The organism is Pseudomonas sp. PDM02 (assembly GCF_014852285.1).
GTDB lineage: Bacteria > Pseudomonadota > Gammaproteobacteria > Pseudomonadales > Pseudomonadaceae > Aquipseudomonas > Aquipseudomonas migulae.
The window spans coordinates 334,900-353,590 of the sequence record NZ_JACVBL010000001.1 but is presented as its reverse complement, the minus strand read 5'-3'; the positions used below and the strand labels follow the sequence as shown (position 1 = coordinate 353,590).

Sequence of the window (18,691 nt, the reverse complement as noted above, 5' to 3'; positions counted from 1 at the left end):
GAAATCGTGGCTCAGAGGCGTTCGATGATGGTGGCAATGCCCATGCCGCCGCCGACGCACAGGGTCGCGAGGCCAAAGCGCAGGCGCCGGGTTTCCAGTTCATCGAGCAGCGTGCCGAGGATTGCGCAACCTGTAGCGCCCAGTGGATGCCCCATGGCGATGGAGCCGCCATTGACGTTGACCTTGTCCGGGTCGATGGCCATGTCCTTGATGAATTTCAACACGACGGAGGCAAACGCCTCGTTGACCTCGAACAGGTCGATGTCTTCGACCCGCAGCCCGGCCTTGGCCAACGCTTTGCGGGTGGCCGGCGCCGGGCCGGTGAGCATGATCGTCGGATCGGTGCTGGTGACCGCCGTGGCGACGATTCGCGCCCGTGGCTGCAAGCCCAGTGCACGTCCCTTGGCTTCGGAGCCGATCAGCATCAACGCCGCGCCATCGACGATCCCCGAACTGTTGCCCGGCGTGTGCACGTGGTTGATCCGCTCCACGTGGCTGTAGACCCGCAACGCCGTGGCGTCGAAACCCATTTGTCCCATCATCTCGAAGCTCGGCTTGAGTTTGCCCAGGCCTTCCAGGGTGGAGTCGGCGCGAATGAACTCATCGTGATCGAGCAAAATGATGCCGTTCTGATCCTGCACCGGCACCAGCGATTTGCTGAACGAACCGTCGGCCCGGGCACGCGCCGCTTTTTGCTGGGAGTGCAGCGCGTAGGCATCGACGTCCTGGCGGCTGAAGCCTTCGAGGGTGGCGATCAGATCGGCGCCGACGCCTTGCGGGGTGAAATGGCTGTGCAAATTGGTTTCCGGGTCCAGCGCCCAGGCGCCGCCATCGCTGCCCATCGGCACCCGGGACATCGACTCGACGCCACCGACCACCACCAGGTCTTCGAAGCCGGAACGCACTTTCATCGCCCCGAGGTTGACGGCCTCCAGCCCTGACGCGCAGAAGCGGTTGATCTGCACGCCCGCGACGCTGACATCCCAATCGGCCACCTGTGCGGCCGTTTTGGCGATGTCCGCACCTTGATCGCCGACCGGCGTCACACAGCCCAACACCACGTCGTCGACCTGACTGGTGTCCAGCGCCGTGCGCTGTTGCAGCGCCTTGAGCAACCCCGCCACCAGGTTCACCGGTTTGACACTGTGCAAGGCACCATCGGACTTGCCCTTGCCACGGGGCGTGCGTAAAGCGTCGAAAATCAAAGCTTGGGTCATGACGTCCTCGAACCTGGCGGTGAAAATACTGAGCCCTCACCTTATGCCGAGCCACCGCCGATTCAATGACCGCAATGCTCACTGACGTTGACGGACACGCTCAGACGGACGGTAGTGTGCTACCGGATTGATCGTTTCAGGACACCGAGATGTCTAGCAAAAGGGCGGCAAAGAAGCTGGCAATAGGCCTCATGCCTTTTTTAAAGCAATAAGTGCGCGCTCCATACGAAAGGGATCTAAGTCACGAGTGACGCGGGCCCTAAGGTGAACATATGCGAAGTTGTCGTCGGGTTTTGCCGAGGCGCTCGCCTTACAGGAAGTGCAACGCTCTGCCGTCATGGAGATATGCAGGCAGGCATCAGGAAATAACAAAAAAGGCGGTCAAGCCATGTTCAAACATTCGAAAGTACGTCAAGCCGGGCTCATTCTTTTCGCTACTACGTTGCTGTTGATTTTGCCGAACCTGACGAAGGTGATCGGCTGAGTCTTTATTAAAAAATCGGCGCACAGTTTCCATCGCCTCTTAAAAATGTGACTGGCTCGCTACCCGGGCCGGCGTGGGTGTGCCAACCTTTGCGGCACTTCCACGACATGGACGGCGATCTGTTGAAAACGCTCATTCTGCTCGGGGCCTTGCTGTTCGGCTCGCCCCTTTATGCCGCACAGCTGAACCTGGAGCTGGGCGCACACAGCCGCACCTGGCAGACCGAGGAATTGCTCAAGCATCCTCAGGTTCAGACCATCACCATTACCAACGACGTTTCCTACAAACGGGACATGAGCTATCGCGCCGTGCCCCTGGCGGCGTTGTTGAGCGGCATCAAGCCTGACGATCACCTGCAAGCTGTGGCACTGGATGGTTTTGCTGCCGAACTGGCTGCCGCGCCGTTACTCAACAGCCAAGGTGCGCGAGCGTGGCTGGCGATTGAAGACCCGACAAAACCGTGGCCGGCGCTGTCGGCAGACAAGCCGAGTGCCGGGCCGTTTTATCTGGTGTGGACGGATCCGCAGGCGGGCAATATCAGCCCCGAGCAATGGCCCTTTCAAGTGGCTGACATCAAACGCATGGCGCCGGTGGCCGAGCGCTTCCCTGCCCTGCTGCCGGATCCGGCGCTGAAGGCGGACGACCCGGTGAATGTGGGGTTTGCGCTGTTCCAGAAGAACTGTCTGGCGTGTCATCGATTGAACGGTGCCGGGGATGCGCAATTCGGGCCGGATCTGAACATTCCGTTTAACCCGACCGAGTATTTCGGGGCGGACTTTTTGAAGCGCTACATCCGTGATCCGCAGAGTTTGCGGCAGTGGCCGCAGGCGAAGATGCCGGGGTTTTCGGCGGCGGTTTTGCCGGATGGGGATCTGGAGATGTTGGTGGGGTATTTGAAGCACATGGCCGGGCGCAAAACCAAGCCCTGACACTATTTCCATGTGGGAGCGAGCCTGCTCGCGATGACGGTGGCACATTCAACATGAATGTGACAGACAGACCGCTATCGCGAGCAGGCTCGCTCCCACAGGTTTTTGCGGCGAACAGACCTATTGCTGCTGGACTGAAATCACCGGCATCGGTGTCGGCGACACAAACACCTTTGCGTGCATCTGCTCGCACCCGCCGCCCCGACGCATCCCGCGTACCGGGCAGGCATCCAGGTAATCCAGGCCCACCGCCAGTTTCAAATGCCGCTCCGGTCGCGCCAGTTCATTGGTCACGTCAAAGCTGTACCACGCGTCATCCAGCCAGGCTTCCGCCCACGCGTGGCTGGCCAGATGCTCGCTGTTCTCGCTGTACAAATAGCCCGACACATAACGCGACGGAACTCCCAGGCTGCGGGCGCAGGCGAGAAACGCGTGGGTGTGGTCCTGACAGACACCCGAACGCCCGGCGAAGGCTTGCGCGGCGCTGGTGTCCACTTCGGTGGAGCCCGGCGTGTAGGTCATGTGCGAATTCAGGCCATGCATCAAGTCGATCAATGCCGCGCGGTCCCGGCGCTTTTTGCACGCCTTCTCGGCGAACTCACGCAAGGCTTCGTCGGCCTCGGTCAGGCGCGTGAAGCGCAGGAACGGCAGCGCCGACTGGCTCTCGTGCTCGGCTTCACGCAGTTCGTCGATGTCGACCTGGCCACGGGCGCCGATGATGATCGCTTCATGCGGCTCGTCCATGGTCAGCACGTGCAGGATATTGCCGAACGGATCGAGTTGCGCGCGCACCGGTCGCGGCAGGTCGAGCTGCCAACTGAGCACGTGCTGGCGCTCGCTGTCGTGAGGGGTCAGTCGCAGGTACTGGATGCTCGCCCGCACCTGATCTTCATAGTGATAGGTGGTCTCGTGGCTAATGGAAAGTCTCATGCAGCCTCCAGGTAGGAACTGTGTATGGCGTTACCCAACTGGCGCACCAGCGGGATGAACTCGGTCAGCCAGGCGTGCAGGCCTTCGTCGAGAATTTCGTTGATGCCGGTGTAGCGCAGGCGTGCGTCCATCTCGGCGGCCAGACGTTGCGCAGGACGACCATTGGCCCCCGGCAGTTGAGCGAGGATCTGGTCGATTTCTTCGGTGCACGCGCGCAAGGATCGCGGGACATCGGCGCGCAGCAACAGCAGCTCGGCCACATGCCGGGCGCCGGGCGCGTCGCGGTAGATCTCGGTGTAGGCCTCGAACGACGACAACGCCCGCAACAAGGCACTCCACTGGTAATAGGCGTGAGCCGTACCGTCGCTGACCGCTTCGGCCTGATCGCCCGCCATTTCGTAGCGAGCATCGAGCAGGCGCAAGGTGTTGTCCGCCCTTTCGATAAAGGTGCCCAGACGAATAAACCGGAACGCATCGTTACGCATGATCGTGCCGTAGGACGCGCCGCGAAACAGGTGGGAACGTTCCTTGATCCACTCGCAGAAACGGCTCATGCCGTAGCGACTCAAGCCCTGATCGGCGATGCCGCGAATTTCCAGCCAGGTGGCGTTGATGTTCTCCCACATGTCCGCGGTGATTCGCCCCCGTACGGCATGGGCACTGGCCCGTGCCGAACCGAGGCAGCTGTAGATGCTCGCCGGGTTGGCCGCGTCCAGGGCAAAAAAGTGCAGCAGCCGTTCGGCATGCAACTCGCCGTGACGTTCGAGGTAATCGTCCAGGGTGCCGGTTATCAGCAGCGGCATGGCGAGTTCATGCAGACCGTCACCGCGGCCATCCTGCGGCATCAGCGACAGCGAATAACTGATGTCGAGCATCCGTGCGAGGTTTTCCGCCCGCTCCAGGTAACGCGACATCCAATACAAATCCGAGGCAGTTCTACTTAACATGGCAGGCTTCCTTCAATCCTCGACCACCCAGGTGTCCTTGGTTCCGCCGCCCTGGGAGGAATTCACCACCAGGGAGCCTTCACGCAGGGCGACACGGGTCAAACCGCCGGGCACAACCCGGGTTTCGCGGCCAGACAATACAAACGGACGCAGGTCGATATGGCGTGGTGCGATGCCGTTTTCGACAAAGGTCGGGCAGGTCGACAGGGACAACGTCGGTTGCGCGATATACGCGTGGGGTTTGGCCTTGATTCGCTCGCGGAAGGATTCGATTTCCGCCGCCGTCGCCGCCGGTCCCACCAACATTCCGTAGCCGCCGGAGCCCTGGGTTTCCTTGACCACCAGTTCTGGAAGATTGGCCAGCACGTGGGACAGTTCGGAAGGATTACGACACTGGAACGTCGGAACGTTCTTCAGGATCGGCTCTTCGTCGAGGTAGAAACGGATCATGTCGGTGACAAACGGATACACCGACTTATCGTCCGCCACCCCGGTGCCGATGGCATTCGCCAGCACCACATTGCCCGAGCGGTACGACGACAGCAGCCCCGGAACGCCAAGCATCGAGTCCGGATTGAACGCCAGCGGATCAAGGAATGCATCGTCGAGACGGCGGTAGATCACATCGACGGCTTTCGGCCCGTCCGTGGTGCGCATGAACACCTTGTCGTCACGCACGAACAGGTCCGCGCCTTCCACCAGCTCCACGCCCATTTCCCGAGCGAGAAACGCATGCTCGAAAAACGCGCTGTTGAAGCGACCCGGCGTCAGTACCACCACGCTCGGGTTATCGAGGTGGCTGGAGCTTTTCAGGGTGTCGAGCAACAGGTTCGGATAATGATCGATCGGGGCGATGCGCTGGGCCGAGAACAACTCGGGGAACAGGCGCATCATCATCTTGCGGTCTTCGAGCATGTAGCTCACGCCGCTCGGTGTACGCAGGTTGTCTTCGAGCACGTAGTACGTGCCGTCGCCATCGCGCACCAGGTCGACGCCGGAAATGTGGGAATAGATATCCCGGTGCAGATCCAGCCCCTGCATCGCCAACTGGTATTGCTCGTTGGCCAGCACTTGTTCGGCCGGGATGATGCCGGCCTTGATGATGCGCTGCTCGTGATAGAGGTCGGCGAGGAACATGTTCAGCGCCTTGACCCGCTGGATGCAGCCGCGTTCGACGATCCGCCATTCACTGGCGGGGATGCTGCGCGGAATGGTGTCGAAGGGAATCAGGCGCTCTGTCCCCTGCTCGTCCCCGTAGAGCGTGAAAGTAATCCCGGCGCGATGAAACAGCAGATCGGCCTCGCGTCGCCGTTGTGCCAAAAGCTCGTCAGGCGTTTCGGCCAGCCAACGGGCAAACTCCCGATAATGCGGGCGGACCTGGCCGCCGGCATCGTACATCTCATCAAAATAGGTGCGGATCATGCCGTACTCCTTGTCACCCGGACATCCAGGCCTTCGCAAGGCCCGTGCCATCGGCAGAAACGCTTTGATATCAATCGGTTGGATATTCACATGATTAACACCGCACCAATCCTGTGCGGCAAATGCCCCAACCTGATCGCCCCCGCTTCATTGCGAAGCAATGCTGTCGCCTATCACCAGCATAGTCAGAGTTGATTTCACTGCCCGGAGGGGGATGCGGATAATTCGCGCATTCGCTGGAAATGCTCACCGAACTTCCCTTTTAGCCGCCTTGCTCAGGCGGCTTTTTTTTGTTTCGGGATTTGTGGGCGATGGTTTGGCGGTGATGGGGAGGACGTCATCGCCAGCAAGCTGGCTCCTACAGGGGGCGGTGATTTGTGGCACGCCGGATTTCTGTAGGAGCCGGCTTGCTGGCGATCGGCCCTCGAATTCTGCACAAACGAAAACGGCCAACCCGAAGGTCAGCCGTTAGTGGATGTTGTCGCTGTTCATAGTGTTATGCGAGTAGCCCTCGTACCTCCTGCTTGACGCCCCATCCTTCGATGATGCCACCCAAAGGCTCGACCACCGCCTCGAAATCCTGCTCAAAGTCGCCGATGCCGTCATAGGTGGCGTACATCACTTTGCTCAGTTCCAGGGACCAGGCGCCGTCGTCGCGCACGCTGATTTGTGCATTCATGGATTCACCGCAGTAATGCCCTGCCGCCCTGCGTGCCCGCTCCTCGTCCGGGAAAATGGCGTAGAACTCGATGGGATGGAAACGTGAAAAGTCGAAACCGCCTTCTTTCATGCGGCGCAGAACCGAGCTGCTGATGTCTTCTTGATAGGCTGTGCTCATGAAACGTCCTCCTGATACCGATGGATAGACTTTCCGTACTCCCGACGCCGGCAACCGAAGGGTGCGAGCGCTGCGGCAAGCAAATTGCCGATGGGAAACAAGCATGTAGCTGACAAGACCAGACCTTAGCGATCCATTCGCTGATCTCGCTTGCAGAGTAGCCCCAAGTCGGAGCCGCTGCCAAGGCCTGGTTATTTCACGAGTGTTCCAGAGGGGGTATCAGACGGGAGTAATGCCGAGGATCTGGATGCTGTTCTGGGCTTTAAGATTCTTGACGCTTGCATCAGCAGTTCGCCCTTCCAGATCGTTCAGATCCAGTTCGGCGACGACAGGAAGGAGACGTTCCTTGATCAGTTTGGCGGCGTGCTCGTTGTCCGGGCATTCGTCGCACTCAAAAACTTCGTTGGCTGTTTCACCGTGATCATCCACGAAAGTGATTTTCCACTTTTGCATCACTGCCTCCTCGAACAAACCCGTAAATGGGCTTACATCCATCTGGACTTTTACCCAGACCGATCGTTCAAACAGATTACGCCGTGCAAGCATGAAAAACACGGTCCCTGTAGGAGCGAAGCTTGCTCGCGAAGGCGGTGTTTCAGTCGACATGTTTATTGACTGATATGCCGCCTTCGCGAGCAAGCTTCGCTCCTACAGGGGTTTTGTGTACTTTTAGTCGTTGCTTGGCTTGTTCACGGCCTGCAACACGTATTGCGGCAAGGCGAACGCGCCGATGTGGATTTCCGGATTGTAGTAGCGGGTGACGATGCCGCTACCGGCAAAGCGCTGTTGCAGGGTTTCGCGGGACAATTTGCGATAAGCGGTGTTGGTCGCGCCCCAGGCAAAAGTCATCGAACCGCCGATGTAAGTCGGCACGGCGGCCTGGTAGAAGTGCCAGTCCGGGAACAGGCTGCGCAGGCGGCCGGCGGTGGTTTTGACTTCTTCGATCTGCATGAACGGCGTGCCGTTCTGGGTCACCAGGATGCCGCCTTCGTTGAGGCAACGACGGCAGGCCTGGTAGAAGTTTTCCGAGAACAGCACTTCGCCCGGACCGATAGGGTCGGTGGAGTCGGAAATGATCACGTCGAACTTTTCAGTGGTGGTGGCGACGAAACGCATGCCATCGTCGATCACCAGGTTCAGGCGCGGATCATCGAATGCACCCTTGGAGTGGTTCGGCAGGAACTCCTTGCACATGTCGACCACGGTGCCGTCGATCTCGACCATGGTGATGTGCTCGACGTTACGGTGTTTGGCCACTTCACGCAGCATGCCGCCGTCGCCACCGCCGATGATCAGCACGCGCTTGGCGCTGCCGTGCGCCAGGATCGGCACGTGGGTGAGCATCTCGTGGTAGATGAATTCGTCGGCTTCGGTGGTCTGGATCACGCCGTCCAGCGCCATGACGCGGCCCATGCGCGGGTTCTCGAAAATCACCAGGTGCTGGTGTTCGGTGCGCACTTCGTGCAGCAGTTTTTCCATGCGAAAACGCTGGCCGTAGCCTTCGTAGAGGGTTTCCAGGTAATCGCTGGTTGGAGTGTTGCTCATGGGAAGTGCTCCGATGAATGCGGTGGCAACGGACGGTTACCCGCCCATGATGGCCAATCGATCAGCTCGATTGCCCGGGAAAGGCGCGCATTCTACGTCGCGGAAGATGACAGGTCGAACCTTCGTCTGTCGTGTATACGCAGAACATTGTGGGAGCGAGCCTGCTCGCGATGAACGATGACGCGATTTGACAGTAAACCGCGTTATCGTTCATCGCGAGCAGGCTCGCTCCCACAGTAGAAATGTGTCGGCCTTGAGTGCGTATTCAGATACGCACATTGCCCCGTGGCCCGGCGATGGCCCAGATGATCAGGCCCAGGACCGGCAGCAGCAGGATCAGCAGGACCCAGATGATTTTCATCCCGGTGTCGGCGCCACTTTTCAGCACGTTGATGATTGCCCAGATGTCCAGGACAAGGATGATCAGGCCCACCAGGCCGTTGAACGTGGAACCCATGGTGTCGCTCCCTAAGCGTTGTGTGCCCTCTCAGGATAGTCGGCCCCAGGGGTTTCGTTTCATGCCATCAAACGTGGATGGCGACTTTCAGGGCTTCCAGGGAAGGCGCGGCAGCAATGCCGACCTCGGCGCACAGCTCGAGCACACGCGGTACGTCGTTGCCGTACACCAGCACCACTTGCAGCTCGTCGTCGAGCAACTGGCTGAAATTCATCAGCGTATAACCGCCGTTTTCCTTGTTCATGCTGCCCATTTGCACCTGGATGCGATTGAGCGCGGTCAGCGCTTCGGTCTTGGCCAGTTGCTTGGGTTTGATGTTGAAATCCACGCCCGGACCAAACGAAGCGACGATCTGTGCGAACAGGTCCACATAGGTGTCTGCCTGGAACAGCACGGTTTCCGGCAGGCTGCCGACGACGACCCACTCGCCCAACGGAATCGGGAAAGTGTCATCGTAGTTAATGTCTGGATTGGCAGCCAGAAAAGCATCTGGATCGGCGTAGGCCTGGGCCGCTTCGTCGGCGACTTTGAGGATTTCGTCTTCGCTCATGCACCCGGAGCTGATTTTGCTGATGAGTTCGACGAGTGCGGCTTTCATGGGGGCGGAATCCTGTAGCGAGGGAATTTTGAAGGCGCGAAGGATAGCGCATTACGTCCCGCAGTTCCTGTGCGCGAGCGTGACCGGGAATGTTGACCCATATCAAGATCCGGCGCACGGGGCCGCGGCACAATGCTGGCACCTTGCCAATACTGTTTCCGCTATCAGAGAAGACCTCCATGGGTGCCTGGCTTAGCAACATCTCGCTGAAATATAAATTCTGGGCGGTCAATGCTGTCGCCTTCGTCACGACCCTGTTGTTGGTGCTGTATGCCGTACAGCTCGAACAACAGGCCCGCAGTCACGCATCCAAAGTGTCCGCCCAGGCACAGGCACGCCTGCTCGGCGCCTGGCCGGCCGGGCAAGCGCTGCCCAAGGCCGTCAACCTGCTGACGTTCAGTCGTGGGCACGCGCCGTTGCTCAACGATCAACCCGTGCTGGAACTGACGGACAGCAACGGCTGGGTCGAGATCAACTCGATGCCGTTGTTCGGCGACAACCCGTTGATGGGCGCCGAAGTGTTCACGCGTACCGACGGCCAACACGTCGCCGTGATTGCTTATGGCCCGAGCCTGAGCCAGGTGTTCGAAGAACGTTTCGCCAACTACGCCGTGGCGGTGTTCATCCTGATGCTGGCGATGCTCGGTGCGTCGCAATTGTTGATCCGCTTTCTGCTCAGCCAGCTCAATACGTTGAAAGACGTCATGCTCCACGTCGAAAAAACCGGCGACCTCTCCGCCCGTGTGCCACTGGCCTGCACGGACGAAGTCGGGCAGATGGCCGGTGCGTTCAACGCGATGCAGGCCGGTTACCAACGGGTGGTCAACACCGTCGCCAGCACCGCACGACAACTGGATGACGGTGCCGCTCGGCTGGCATCGAGCATGAACGAAGTGCGCCACGGCATGCTCGGTCAGCAAAGCGAGACCGATCAGGCCGCCACGGCGATCAACGAAATGACCGCCACCGTCTACCACATCGCCCAGCACGCCGGTGCCACCCGCGACCTTTCGAAAACCGCCGACACCCTGGCTGGCAGCGGCCAGGAAGTGGTCAGCCGCGTGCAGAAATCGATTGCCGGGTTGTCCACTGGCGTCCAGCAGACGGCCGAGATGATTCAGCGTCTGGCCGAAGACAGCCAGAAGATCAACGGCGTGGTCAATGTGATCCACAGCATCGCCGAGCAAACCAATCTACTGGCGCTGAATGCGGCGATTGAAGCAGCCCGGGCCGGGGAAATGGGTCGTGGTTTTGCCGTGGTCGCCGATGAAGTGCGCAACCTGGCCAAAAGCGTGCAGACCTCGACCGACGAGATCACCCTCATGGTTTCGGCGTTGCAGGCCGGTACGCGGGACGCGGTGGATTTCATGCAGGAAAGCTCGTTCAAGGCGGACGACTGCGTGCAACAGGCGCAAGAGGCTGGCGCCGCACTGGCCGAAATCACCAGCGCAGTGGCGCAGATGCGCGAAAGCAATACGCAGATCGCCGTGGCGGCGGAACAGCAGAGCCAAGTGGCGGAAGAGATGAATCGGGCGGTGGTGAGTATTCGCGATGTGACCGAGAACACCGTTAAGCAGACCGTGGACTCGGCGACGACCAGTAATGAATTGGCGGCGCTGGCCGGGGAGTTGAGCAAGGCCATTGGGCAGTTGAAACTTTGAGGCCCCCTTCGCGGGCAAGCCTCGCTCCTACAAGGTCGGCGCAGACCCGTAGGAGCGAGCGGTGCGGCGATCCGACTTGCCCGCGAAGGCGTCAGATCAATCAATATCAATTTCGACCATGACACCTATCACTCCGATAGCCATCCTTGATTCGCCGCCCGCCCATGCCGCGCCTATTCTTCAATCATGTGTTCAACATGGATCGAGGATCAGCATCATGGGCAAACGTCACCCCAACCTTCCCGCCTGGCAATGGCGCGCGTACCCGGACAATCACCAGCACCCGGCCAATCTGGTGTTGCACCTGATTGCCGTGCCGCTGTTCATCGTGGCGTTTCTGCTGCTGGTTTGCGGGGTGTTCAGCCTGAGCTTTGCGAATTTCGCGATTGGCGTCATCGGCCTGCTCGCGGCATTGGGCCTGCAACGCCACGGTCACAGCCTGGAGGCGCAAGCCTCCGAGCCGTTCAGTGATCGCAAAGACGCGGTGTCGCGCTTGTTGGTCGAGCAGTTCCTGACCTTTCCACGGTTTTTCCTCAGCGGCGGCTGGTGGCGCGCCTGGCGTGAGCGCCACCGTCGTCACTGATCAGGCGAAAACCGTCACCGTCTGCCGGCTCATGGCAATCAACTGATCTTCTGCGTTCCACAGCTGCGCCGCCGCGTGACCGTAGCCGTCAGCGGCATGTTCGATTTCAACGAGGTATTTGCACCAGTCCAGCGTGCTCAATTCCAGCACCGGCTGGACGAATTCGATGGTCCAGGTCAGCGTGCTGCCCATCGCCGGTTTCGTCAGGTGCGGCATCAAGGATGGGGGCCAGGCGTCCACCAGCGCCAGAATATGCGCCTCACTGACCGCCTCTTCCTTCACATCCCCGCGCAAGCGCACCCAACCGCCCATCTCGCGGGATTTATTGCCGGTGAACGGCAGGCCGCCAACACTCCAGCGCATCGCCAGATGGCGCATGAATTCCGGCAGTACACCTTTGATGAATGGCAGCTCCTGGCAATCGTCCCAGTGCTTCATTTCGGGGGCCGGCGTGGCGGTTACCGCCACTTCGGACGGTCGCGAGGCGCCGAAGCTGCCCTGGATGAGTGTCACCACCTGGCCCTTCTGCATCGCCCGGCCCAGTACCTGGCTGACCGCCTTGCCTTCGCGCAGGACGTCGACTTCAAAACTGACCGGCACTTCAGGCTCGACCGGCCCGACAAAGGTGATCGCCAGCGAACGCACAGGACGATCCGCCGGCACCTTCGCGCGCATGGCTTCGTATTGCAAGGCGGCCACCAGGCCACCAAAACTGGCGCGACCCTGCGCCCATTCGGCCGGAATAGACAGCTCCAGCGGCTGGCTGCGGACGGCGTCGAGCAGATCGGAAAAGCGCATGGAAACCTCAAGGGCAGAAAAGGAATGAAGAGATCTTAACCAGCCAGCTAAAACGGCACAGCGCTTATTCCGGCCAAAAGTACGGACAGATGGGCCGCGCATGGCTCGGCTCCACACCGAACCCATGTGGGAGCGAGCCTGCTCGCGATAGCGGTACAACATCCGACATTGATGCTGCTGATTTACCGCGATCGCGAGCAGGCTCGCTCCCACAAGGTTCTGTGTTGTCCAGCCAATTAGTGATCAAGTCATCCATGGTGGTTTCAGGATTTGAAACAGCTGGCACTGAGTTTGTCGAGCACACGGTCCGCGCGTCCCTCGGCCTGGGCCATGGTGGTTTTCCAGACCGCCACGCAAGGTTGCAAATCGGGTTCCTGTTCGGCCCGGGCCAACCATTGCCAGCAGTCGTGCCAATCGCCCAAAGCGGCCTGGGCCGACTTCAATCTGGGCAGCGCCGGTTTCGGCAAGCGATCCAGCTCGGGATACGCCTCGATGCCATAACGCACGCGCTTGATCAGCAAGCGCAGGCGATGGCGATCATGGGCGGGATCGTGCAGCGCCTGGTCGAGTTTCTTCCATTGTCTGGCCAGGCGTTTCTCGATGCGTTGACGCAAGCCCTTGAGCAACCCCTGACGTTGCGAGGCGCGTATAAAGCGCGGAAAGGCGTCAAGGATCATCAGCAACTGCAACAGCTCAGGACTCGCCGCAACCGCTGGATAAGCCTCGGCCATCTGCGCCATGCGCCGTTGCGCCGCCTCGGGTTGATCGTGCTCGAGCAAATACGCCGCCAGCACTTCGCGATCGCGCAACGGCGTGGTCAATTGCCCCACGGCCGATGCTGCCGCTTCCAGTTGCTCGACACCGGGCAAGCCACGCAATGGTCGCAGCAGGCTGCGCAAACGGCGAACCGTGGTGCGCAGATCGTGCAACGCTTCCGGGTCGGTGCGGGCATTCAATCGGGCCTGACAGGCCAGCAAACGGACTTCCAGGCCCAGAACTTGAGCCACCAACCGATTAATCATGTGATTGACTCCAATTGTAGGAGCCGGCTTGCTGGCGATGGCGGCCGTGATGACGCCTTCACCAGCAAGCCGGCTCCTACAGATTAGCGCCTTGTTTAACGGCCAGCGCGTGACTCACGAATATAAAAGCGCGCCTTCTCGGCTTTCCTGGCGCAGCCTTCGAACGCTTCGAATTGCTGCTGGGTCTTGGCGCCGGTCAGCAAAGACAGGGCCTTGGAGTAGCTGACGGTGCCGGCGAAACCTTCGGCCTTGGCCAGGTCCAGCTCACGCCACGCCGCATCGAGCCCGTTGCCGCAGCTGTCACGGTAAGCGGTTTTGCCGGCACAACCGGCGAGTGCCAGCGCAATCAAGGGCACACAGATCCAGGCTTTCATCACTCATACCTCAACAATAGGAAAACAGTCTTGCAGGTAAGACGGTCCGGCGCGTGAAAAGTGCCTTGCTCCCGCCGCCGAAACTATAGCGCTCGGGAGAATAACCATCTGCCGCCATGGAGTGTCGAAAAAACGACGCCTTCACCCTGCCAAGCGACCTTGACGATTGAAGCGCGCCCCTCGATGGGTGCATTGTTGAACCTTGTCAGACGAGGGCGATTCATGAAAAAGCGCGTCGCACTGGTGCTGGGCTCAGGTGGGGCCCGAGGGTATGCCCATATCGGGGTCATTGAAGAGATCGAACGGCGTGGCTACGACATCTCCTGCATTGCCGGCTGCTCGATGGGTGCGGTGGTCGGCGGGATTTATGCCGCCGGCAAACTGGACGAATACCGTAACTGGATCGAAAGCCTGGATTACCTCGACGTGTTGCGCCTGGTGGACGTCAGTTTTCGGCTGGGGGCGATTCGCGGCGAGAAGGTCTTCGGGCAGATCCGCAAGATCGTCGGCGAGATCAATATCGAAGACCTGCGCATCCCCTACACGGCGGTGGCCACCGACCTGACCAATCAGCAGGAAATCTGGTTTCAGGAAGGTTGCCTGCACCAGGCAATGCGCGCCTCGGCGGCCATCCCGAGCCTGTTTACCCCGGTGATGCAAGGCAATCGCATGCTGGTGGACGGCGGCATTCTCAACCCTTTGCCGATCGTGCCCGTGGTGTCGAGCCATTGCGACCTGATCATTGCGGTCAACCTCAACTCCACCAACCAGCGTCACTATCAATTGCCGGTGATCCAGCGCCCTGCCGCGTTCAGGACCCGGTTCGACAGCCTGCTCAACTCACTGGGTTCGAAAATGCCGTTCCGCCGCAAACAGGCAGAACAATTGCTGTTGCTGGAAAAGGAAGCGTTGATGGCCGAGGCGGCCGAGATCAATCCCTGGGTCGAGTCCGCCGAACCCGAAGCCCAGCAACCGGCAGCCGCCCCTGAACGCGACGGTGCGCCGAAGTCGGCCACCGGTTCATTCATCATCGACAACGTGGGACCGGCGTCCTTGCTGGATTTGATCAACCAGAGTTTCGAGGTGATGCAGACGTCGTTGGCGCAGTACAAGATCGCCGGCTATCCGCCGGATATTCTGATCAACGTGCCGAAGCGGGTGTGCCGGTTCTTCGAGTTTTACAAGGCGCCGGAGTTGATCGCGCTGGGGCGCGAGATTGCGCGGGACACCTTGGATCGGTATGAGAATGAGCGGGATTCCTGAGGGTCTCGGGTGAATGTGAGGGCCTCTTCGCGGGCAAGCCTCGCTCCTACGGGTCGAGTGCAGCCTTGTAGGAGCGAGCGGTGCGGCGATCCGACTTGCCCGCGAAAGCGTCATCCCATCCAACACAAAACTAAACCCCACCCTCACTCAACAACCGATACCCAACCCCCGCCTCGGTCACGATAAACCGTGGCTGCGTCGGATCATCCGCCAGCTTCTGCCGCAAATGCCCCACCACAATCCGCAGATAGTGACTGTCTTCGGTATGGGTCGGCCCCCAGATATCCTTGAGCAATTGCTGCTGGGTGATGACCCTTCCCGGATGCCGCGCCAGTTGCGCCAGCACTGCGTATTCCTTGCGGGTCAACGCCACTTCGACACCTTCGAGCAGCACCCGGCGATACGCCAGATCCACGGTCAACGGGCCGAACGTCAACGCCGCTTGTTGCGCCTCGCCCACCGGCGCCTGACGCAACAGGGCACGCACCCGCGCCAGAAATTCCTGGATGCCGAACGGCTTGGTCACGTAGTCATTGGCGCCGCCATCCAGCGCTTCGACCTTCTGCCCTTCACCAGCGCGCACCGACAGCACCAGCACCGGCACCGTCGACCATTCACGAAACTCGCGCAGCACTTGCTGGCCGTCCATGTCCGGCAGGCCGAGGTCGAGCACCAGCAAATCGGGTTTGTTCAATGCGGCTTGCGCCAGGCCTTCGGTGCCGGTGCCGGCCTCCAGCACTTTGTAGCCTTGGGAGGCGAGGCTGATGCGCAGGAACTTGCGGATCTGCGGTTCGTCGTCGATGACCAAAATGGTCGCGGTCTGGCTCATGGTTTCCGGTCGCGGCATGGAGATGTCCAAAGGGTATCAGGCTTCACTTTCAGTGCTCACTGTCCGCTCTCGATTTCAAAGGAAGGTTGTTCCTGCAAGGGCAAGTGAAGGGTGATGCAGGTGCCGCGCCCGTCGATGCCGTCACCGACGCTGATGCGCCCGCCGTGCGCGCCGACCATGCCCTGACAGATCGCCAGCCCCAGCCCGGTCCCCTGCCCGCCACGATCACCGCGTGCGGCGGTGTAGAACATGTCGAAAATTTTCGCCCGCTCTTCTTCCGGAATGCCCGGGCCTTCATCGCTGACCGAGAAGAACAGCTCGTTTTGATCCACGCCAGCGCGCAATTGCAAACGCCCATGCACCGGTGAAAACCGTGCGGCGTTTTCCAGCACGTTGACCAGCGCCTGCTCGATCAGCGCGGCGTGGACGAACAGCAGCGGCAGTTGCGCGGGCACATCGGTGCTGACCTGCAACGGCGCCAGCACCGCGCGCAGGCGATTGAGCGAACTGCCAACGATGTCGGCCGGTGACACCCAGTCCCGCGCGAGCTTCAGCGCGCCGTGACCGAGGCGGGTCATGTCCAGCAGGTTTTGAATGTAGCGATCAAGGCGCTCGGCTTCATCACGCGTGCCTTCAAGCAGTTCGCGACGATCCTCCAGCGGGATGGCTTCGCCGAGCGCCAACAGGCTGTCGATGCTGCCGCGCATGGAGGTCAGCGGCGTGCGCAAATCGTGAGACACCGACGCCAGCAAGGCACTGCGCAGTTGCTCGGTTTCACCATGCAGCCGCGCCGCTTCCAGGTCTTCGGCCAATTGTGCGCGTGCCAGCGCCTGGGCCAGCGGCTGACTGAGCGCGGTCAACAAACGTCGACGCTGACCGCTCAAGGTCTGCCCTTCTTTGGCACAGACGCCGAGCAACGCCAGCGGCCCGTCTTCCACCGAAAGCGGCCACCACCACCAACGCCCGAACGGCAACGTGCCGGTGCCCGCGCCCGCCGGTTGATCGTGTTGCCAGGCCCAATCGGCGGCGGCGCGTTCGGCTTCGGTGAATTCCAGGGGGCCACCGGTTTCGACTTTCCAACCCGCCTGACCGTCGCGATTGAGCAGGCACAGCTGCACGTCTTTCCAGCCGTTGAGGTGCTGCGCGGCGGCGCTGACCACGGCCTGGCGGTCGGTGGCGGCGGTGAGTTTGCGCGACAGGTCGAGCAGTTCGGTGGTCTCTTCCTGCGTATCGCGCAACGCCTGCAATTGCCGGCGCTGGCGCGCGGCGAGGTTGCCGGTGAGCGCAGCCATCAGCAGGAAAAACAGCAGCGTCAGTACGTCTTCTTCGCGCTGGATGCTGAAGGAAAAATTCGGCGGAATGAACAGAAAGTCATAGGTCAGAAACGACAGCGCCGCACAGGCCAGCGCCGGGCCGAGGCTGCTGCGCACCGCCACCAGCAACACGGCGGCGAGGAACACCAGCGAGATGTTCGGCAGCGGCAAGACACTCGCCACGGCCCAGGCCAGTGCGCTGGCGAGCACGGTTGCAACCAGCGCCAGCGCATAGTCGAACCACACCAGTGACTGCGCCGAACGCTGGCGCGGCTGATGCTGTTCGTGATCGCTGTCGAGGACGTTGATTTCCAGTCCGCGTGCATCGCGCAACAAGCGTGAGGCCAGACCACCGCCGAACAGGCGCCGACGCAAACGCTGCCGGGACTGACCGACCAACACCAGGCTGGCGCGGCGTTCGGCGGCGTGCTGGATCAGGGTTTTCGCAACTTCGCCGGCACGCAACAACACCACTTCGCCACCGAGACGTTCGGCCAGTTGCTGGGCACTTTGCAGACGCAGGCGCGATTGCTCGTCGCGCACGCTGCCGTTGTCCACGTGCACCAGGCTCCACGGCAAATGCCGGCGCTGGGCGACACGACTGGCGTGACGCACCAGGCGTTCGGCCTGAGCATCGCCATCGACACCGACCAGCAGCCGACCGCGCACTGCAGGTGCCGCCTGGCCGAGCTGGCGATACCCTTGCGCCAGATCGTTATCGACCTGAGCCGCTGCCGTCTGCATCGCCAATTCGCGCAGGGCGGTGAGGTTGGTCTGGGTGAAAAACGCATCGATGGCCGCCCGCGCCTGCTCCGGCACGTAGACCTTGCCGTCGCGCAGTCGTTCGAGCAGCTCGCGTGGCGGCAAGTCGATCAGCAGCAGTTCATAGGCTTCTTGCAGCACCCAGTCCGGCAAGGTTTCGCGGACCTGCACACCGGTGATGCCGCGCACCTGGTCGTTGAGGCTTTCCAGGTGCTGGACGTTGACCGTGGTGAACACGTCAATGCCGGCGGCGAGCAATTCCTGAATGTCTTGCCAGCGCTTGGCGTGTCGACTGCCGGGCGCGTTGCTGTGGGCCAGTTCGTCGACCAGCACCAGTTTCGGTTTGGCTGCGAGCAGGCCGTCGAGGTCCATTTCTTCGAGCATCACGCCACGGTATTCCGAGCGCACCAGCGGTTGCTGCGGCAAGCCGCCGAGCAGCGCTTCGGTTTCGGCACGGCCGTGGGTTTCGACCACGCCGGCGATGACTTTTACGCCCTGGCGCAGTTGGGTGTGGGCCGCTTGCAGCATGGCGTAGGTCTTGCCGACACCGGGCGCGGCACCGAGGAAAACCTTGAGCCGGCCACGGCCATCGCGGGGCAGGTCTGCTAACAGCGCGTCGGCGCGGCCGGAGTCACTCATGTTTGGGGATCTCTTATTTCAGGTGTTGATGTGGTGATTGTTCTATCGCCATCGCTAGCAGGCTAGCTCCCACAGGGGGT

Annotated in this window: 18 protein-coding genes; 4 read left to right on the top strand and 14 right to left on the bottom strand. The window is 60.9% G+C overall.

Features of this window, described 5'->3' with window-relative positions; translation table 11 throughout:
- Positions 1 to 11 precede the first annotated feature (11 nt).
- Entirely contained in the window at positions 12 to 1,217 is a 1,206-nt protein-coding gene (locus IB245_RS01585; protein WP_008042192.1) for an acetyl-CoA C-acetyltransferase, read from the bottom strand.
- A 591-nt stretch (positions 1,218 to 1,808) separates the two neighbouring features.
- Between IB245_RS01585 and IB245_RS01580 the strand changes: the two genes are divergently transcribed.
- Positions 1,809 to 2,630: a c-type cytochrome gene (locus IB245_RS01580; protein WP_192226572.1), complete on the top strand. Its 822-nt coding sequence runs from the start codon at positions 1,809 to 1,811 to the stop codon at positions 2,628 to 2,630.
- A 120-nt stretch (positions 2,631 to 2,750) separates the two neighbouring features.
- On the opposite strand, the gene IB245_RS01575 is transcribed toward IB245_RS01580, so the two are convergent.
- The 8 genes from IB245_RS01575 to IB245_RS01540 form a co-directional block, all read right to left on the bottom strand.
- Positions 2,751 to 3,560, bottom strand: coding sequence for a transglutaminase family protein (locus IB245_RS01575; RefSeq protein WP_008042190.1), 810 nt, complete (start codon positions 3,558 to 3,560; stop codon positions 2,751 to 2,753).
- Positions 3,557 to 4,507, bottom strand: coding sequence for an alpha-E domain-containing protein (locus tag IB245_RS01570; protein ID WP_008042189.1), 951 nt, complete (start codon positions 4,505 to 4,507; stop codon positions 3,557 to 3,559). The genes IB245_RS01575 and IB245_RS01570 overlap by 4 nt, the downstream gene beginning before the upstream one ends.
- A gap of 12 nt (positions 4,508 to 4,519) precedes the next feature.
- A complete protein-coding gene (locus IB245_RS01565; RefSeq protein ID WP_008027316.1) occupies positions 4,520 to 5,929 on the bottom strand; it encodes a circularly permuted type 2 ATP-grasp protein in 1,410 nt (469 codons plus the stop codon).
- Positions 5,930 to 6,425: 496 nt separating this feature from the next.
- Positions 6,426 to 6,767, bottom strand: coding sequence for a ribonuclease E inhibitor RraB (locus IB245_RS01560; protein WP_008027314.1), 342 nt, complete (start codon positions 6,765 to 6,767; stop codon positions 6,426 to 6,428).
- Between the two features lie 219 nt (positions 6,768 to 6,986).
- On the bottom strand, positions 6,987 to 7,220 hold the full coding sequence (locus tag IB245_RS01555; protein WP_008042188.1) for a hypothetical protein: 234 nt from the start codon (positions 7,218 to 7,220) through the stop codon (positions 6,987 to 6,989).
- Between the two features lie 216 nt (positions 7,221 to 7,436).
- Entirely contained in the window at positions 7,437 to 8,312 is an 876-nt protein-coding gene (gene speE, locus IB245_RS01550) for a polyamine aminopropyltransferase (RefSeq protein ID WP_008027310.1), read from the bottom strand.
- Between the two features lie 265 nt (positions 8,313 to 8,577).
- A complete protein-coding gene (locus IB245_RS01545; protein ID WP_008042187.1) occupies positions 8,578 to 8,769 on the bottom strand; it encodes a PLDc N-terminal domain-containing protein in 192 nt (63 codons plus the stop codon).
- A 67-nt stretch (positions 8,770 to 8,836) separates the two neighbouring features.
- A complete protein-coding gene (locus IB245_RS01540) occupies positions 8,837 to 9,367 on the bottom strand; it encodes a hypothetical protein (RefSeq protein ID WP_192226189.1) in 531 nt (176 codons plus the stop codon).
- 179 nt (positions 9,368 to 9,546) lie between these two features.
- On the opposite strand from IB245_RS01540, the gene IB245_RS01535 reads away from it, so the two are divergent.
- Positions 9,547 to 11,028, top strand: a complete 1,482-nt coding sequence (locus tag IB245_RS01535; protein ID WP_192226188.1) for a methyl-accepting chemotaxis protein — start codon at positions 9,547 to 9,549, stop codon at positions 11,026 to 11,028.
- A 217-nt stretch (positions 11,029 to 11,245) separates the two neighbouring features.
- Entirely contained in the window at positions 11,246 to 11,611 is a 366-nt protein-coding gene (locus IB245_RS01530; protein WP_008027303.1) for an Mpo1-like protein, read from the top strand.
- Here IB245_RS01530 and IB245_RS01525 read toward each other — a convergent pair whose 3' ends face one another.
- From IB245_RS01525 to IB245_RS01515, 3 genes are all read right to left on the bottom strand, one after another.
- A complete protein-coding gene (locus tag IB245_RS01525; protein ID WP_192226186.1) occupies positions 11,612 to 12,409 on the bottom strand; it encodes an acyl-CoA thioesterase in 798 nt (265 codons plus the stop codon).
- 263 nt (positions 12,410 to 12,672) lie between these two features.
- On the bottom strand, positions 12,673 to 13,431 hold the full coding sequence (locus IB245_RS01520; protein ID WP_192226184.1) for a CHAD domain-containing protein: 759 nt from the start codon (positions 13,429 to 13,431) through the stop codon (positions 12,673 to 12,675).
- A 95-nt stretch (positions 13,432 to 13,526) separates the two neighbouring features.
- Positions 13,527 to 13,805 carry a hypothetical protein gene (locus IB245_RS01515; protein ID WP_008027298.1) on the bottom strand — a complete coding sequence of 93 codons (279 nt, stop codon included), beginning with the start codon at positions 13,803 to 13,805 and terminating at the stop codon, positions 13,527 to 13,529.
- Positions 13,806 to 14,027: 222 nt separating this feature from the next.
- On the opposite strand from IB245_RS01515, the gene IB245_RS01510 reads away from it, so the two are divergent.
- On the top strand, positions 14,028 to 15,068 hold the full coding sequence (locus IB245_RS01510) for a patatin-like phospholipase family protein (protein WP_192226182.1): 1,041 nt from the start codon (positions 14,028 to 14,030) through the stop codon (positions 15,066 to 15,068).
- A 130-nt stretch (positions 15,069 to 15,198) separates the two neighbouring features.
- On the opposite strand, the gene IB245_RS01505 is transcribed toward IB245_RS01510, so the two are convergent.
- Both IB245_RS01505 and IB245_RS01500 read right to left on the bottom strand, forming a co-directional pair.
- Positions 15,199 to 15,897 (bottom strand): response regulator, encoded by a 699-nt coding sequence (locus IB245_RS01505; protein WP_192226570.1) that lies wholly within the window; start codon positions 15,895 to 15,897, stop codon positions 15,199 to 15,201.
- A gap of 56 nt (positions 15,898 to 15,953) precedes the next feature.
- Entirely contained in the window at positions 15,954 to 18,611 is a 2,658-nt protein-coding gene (locus IB245_RS01500; protein ID WP_192226180.1) for a sensor histidine kinase, read from the bottom strand.
- Positions 18,612 to 18,691: the final 80 nt, after the last annotated feature.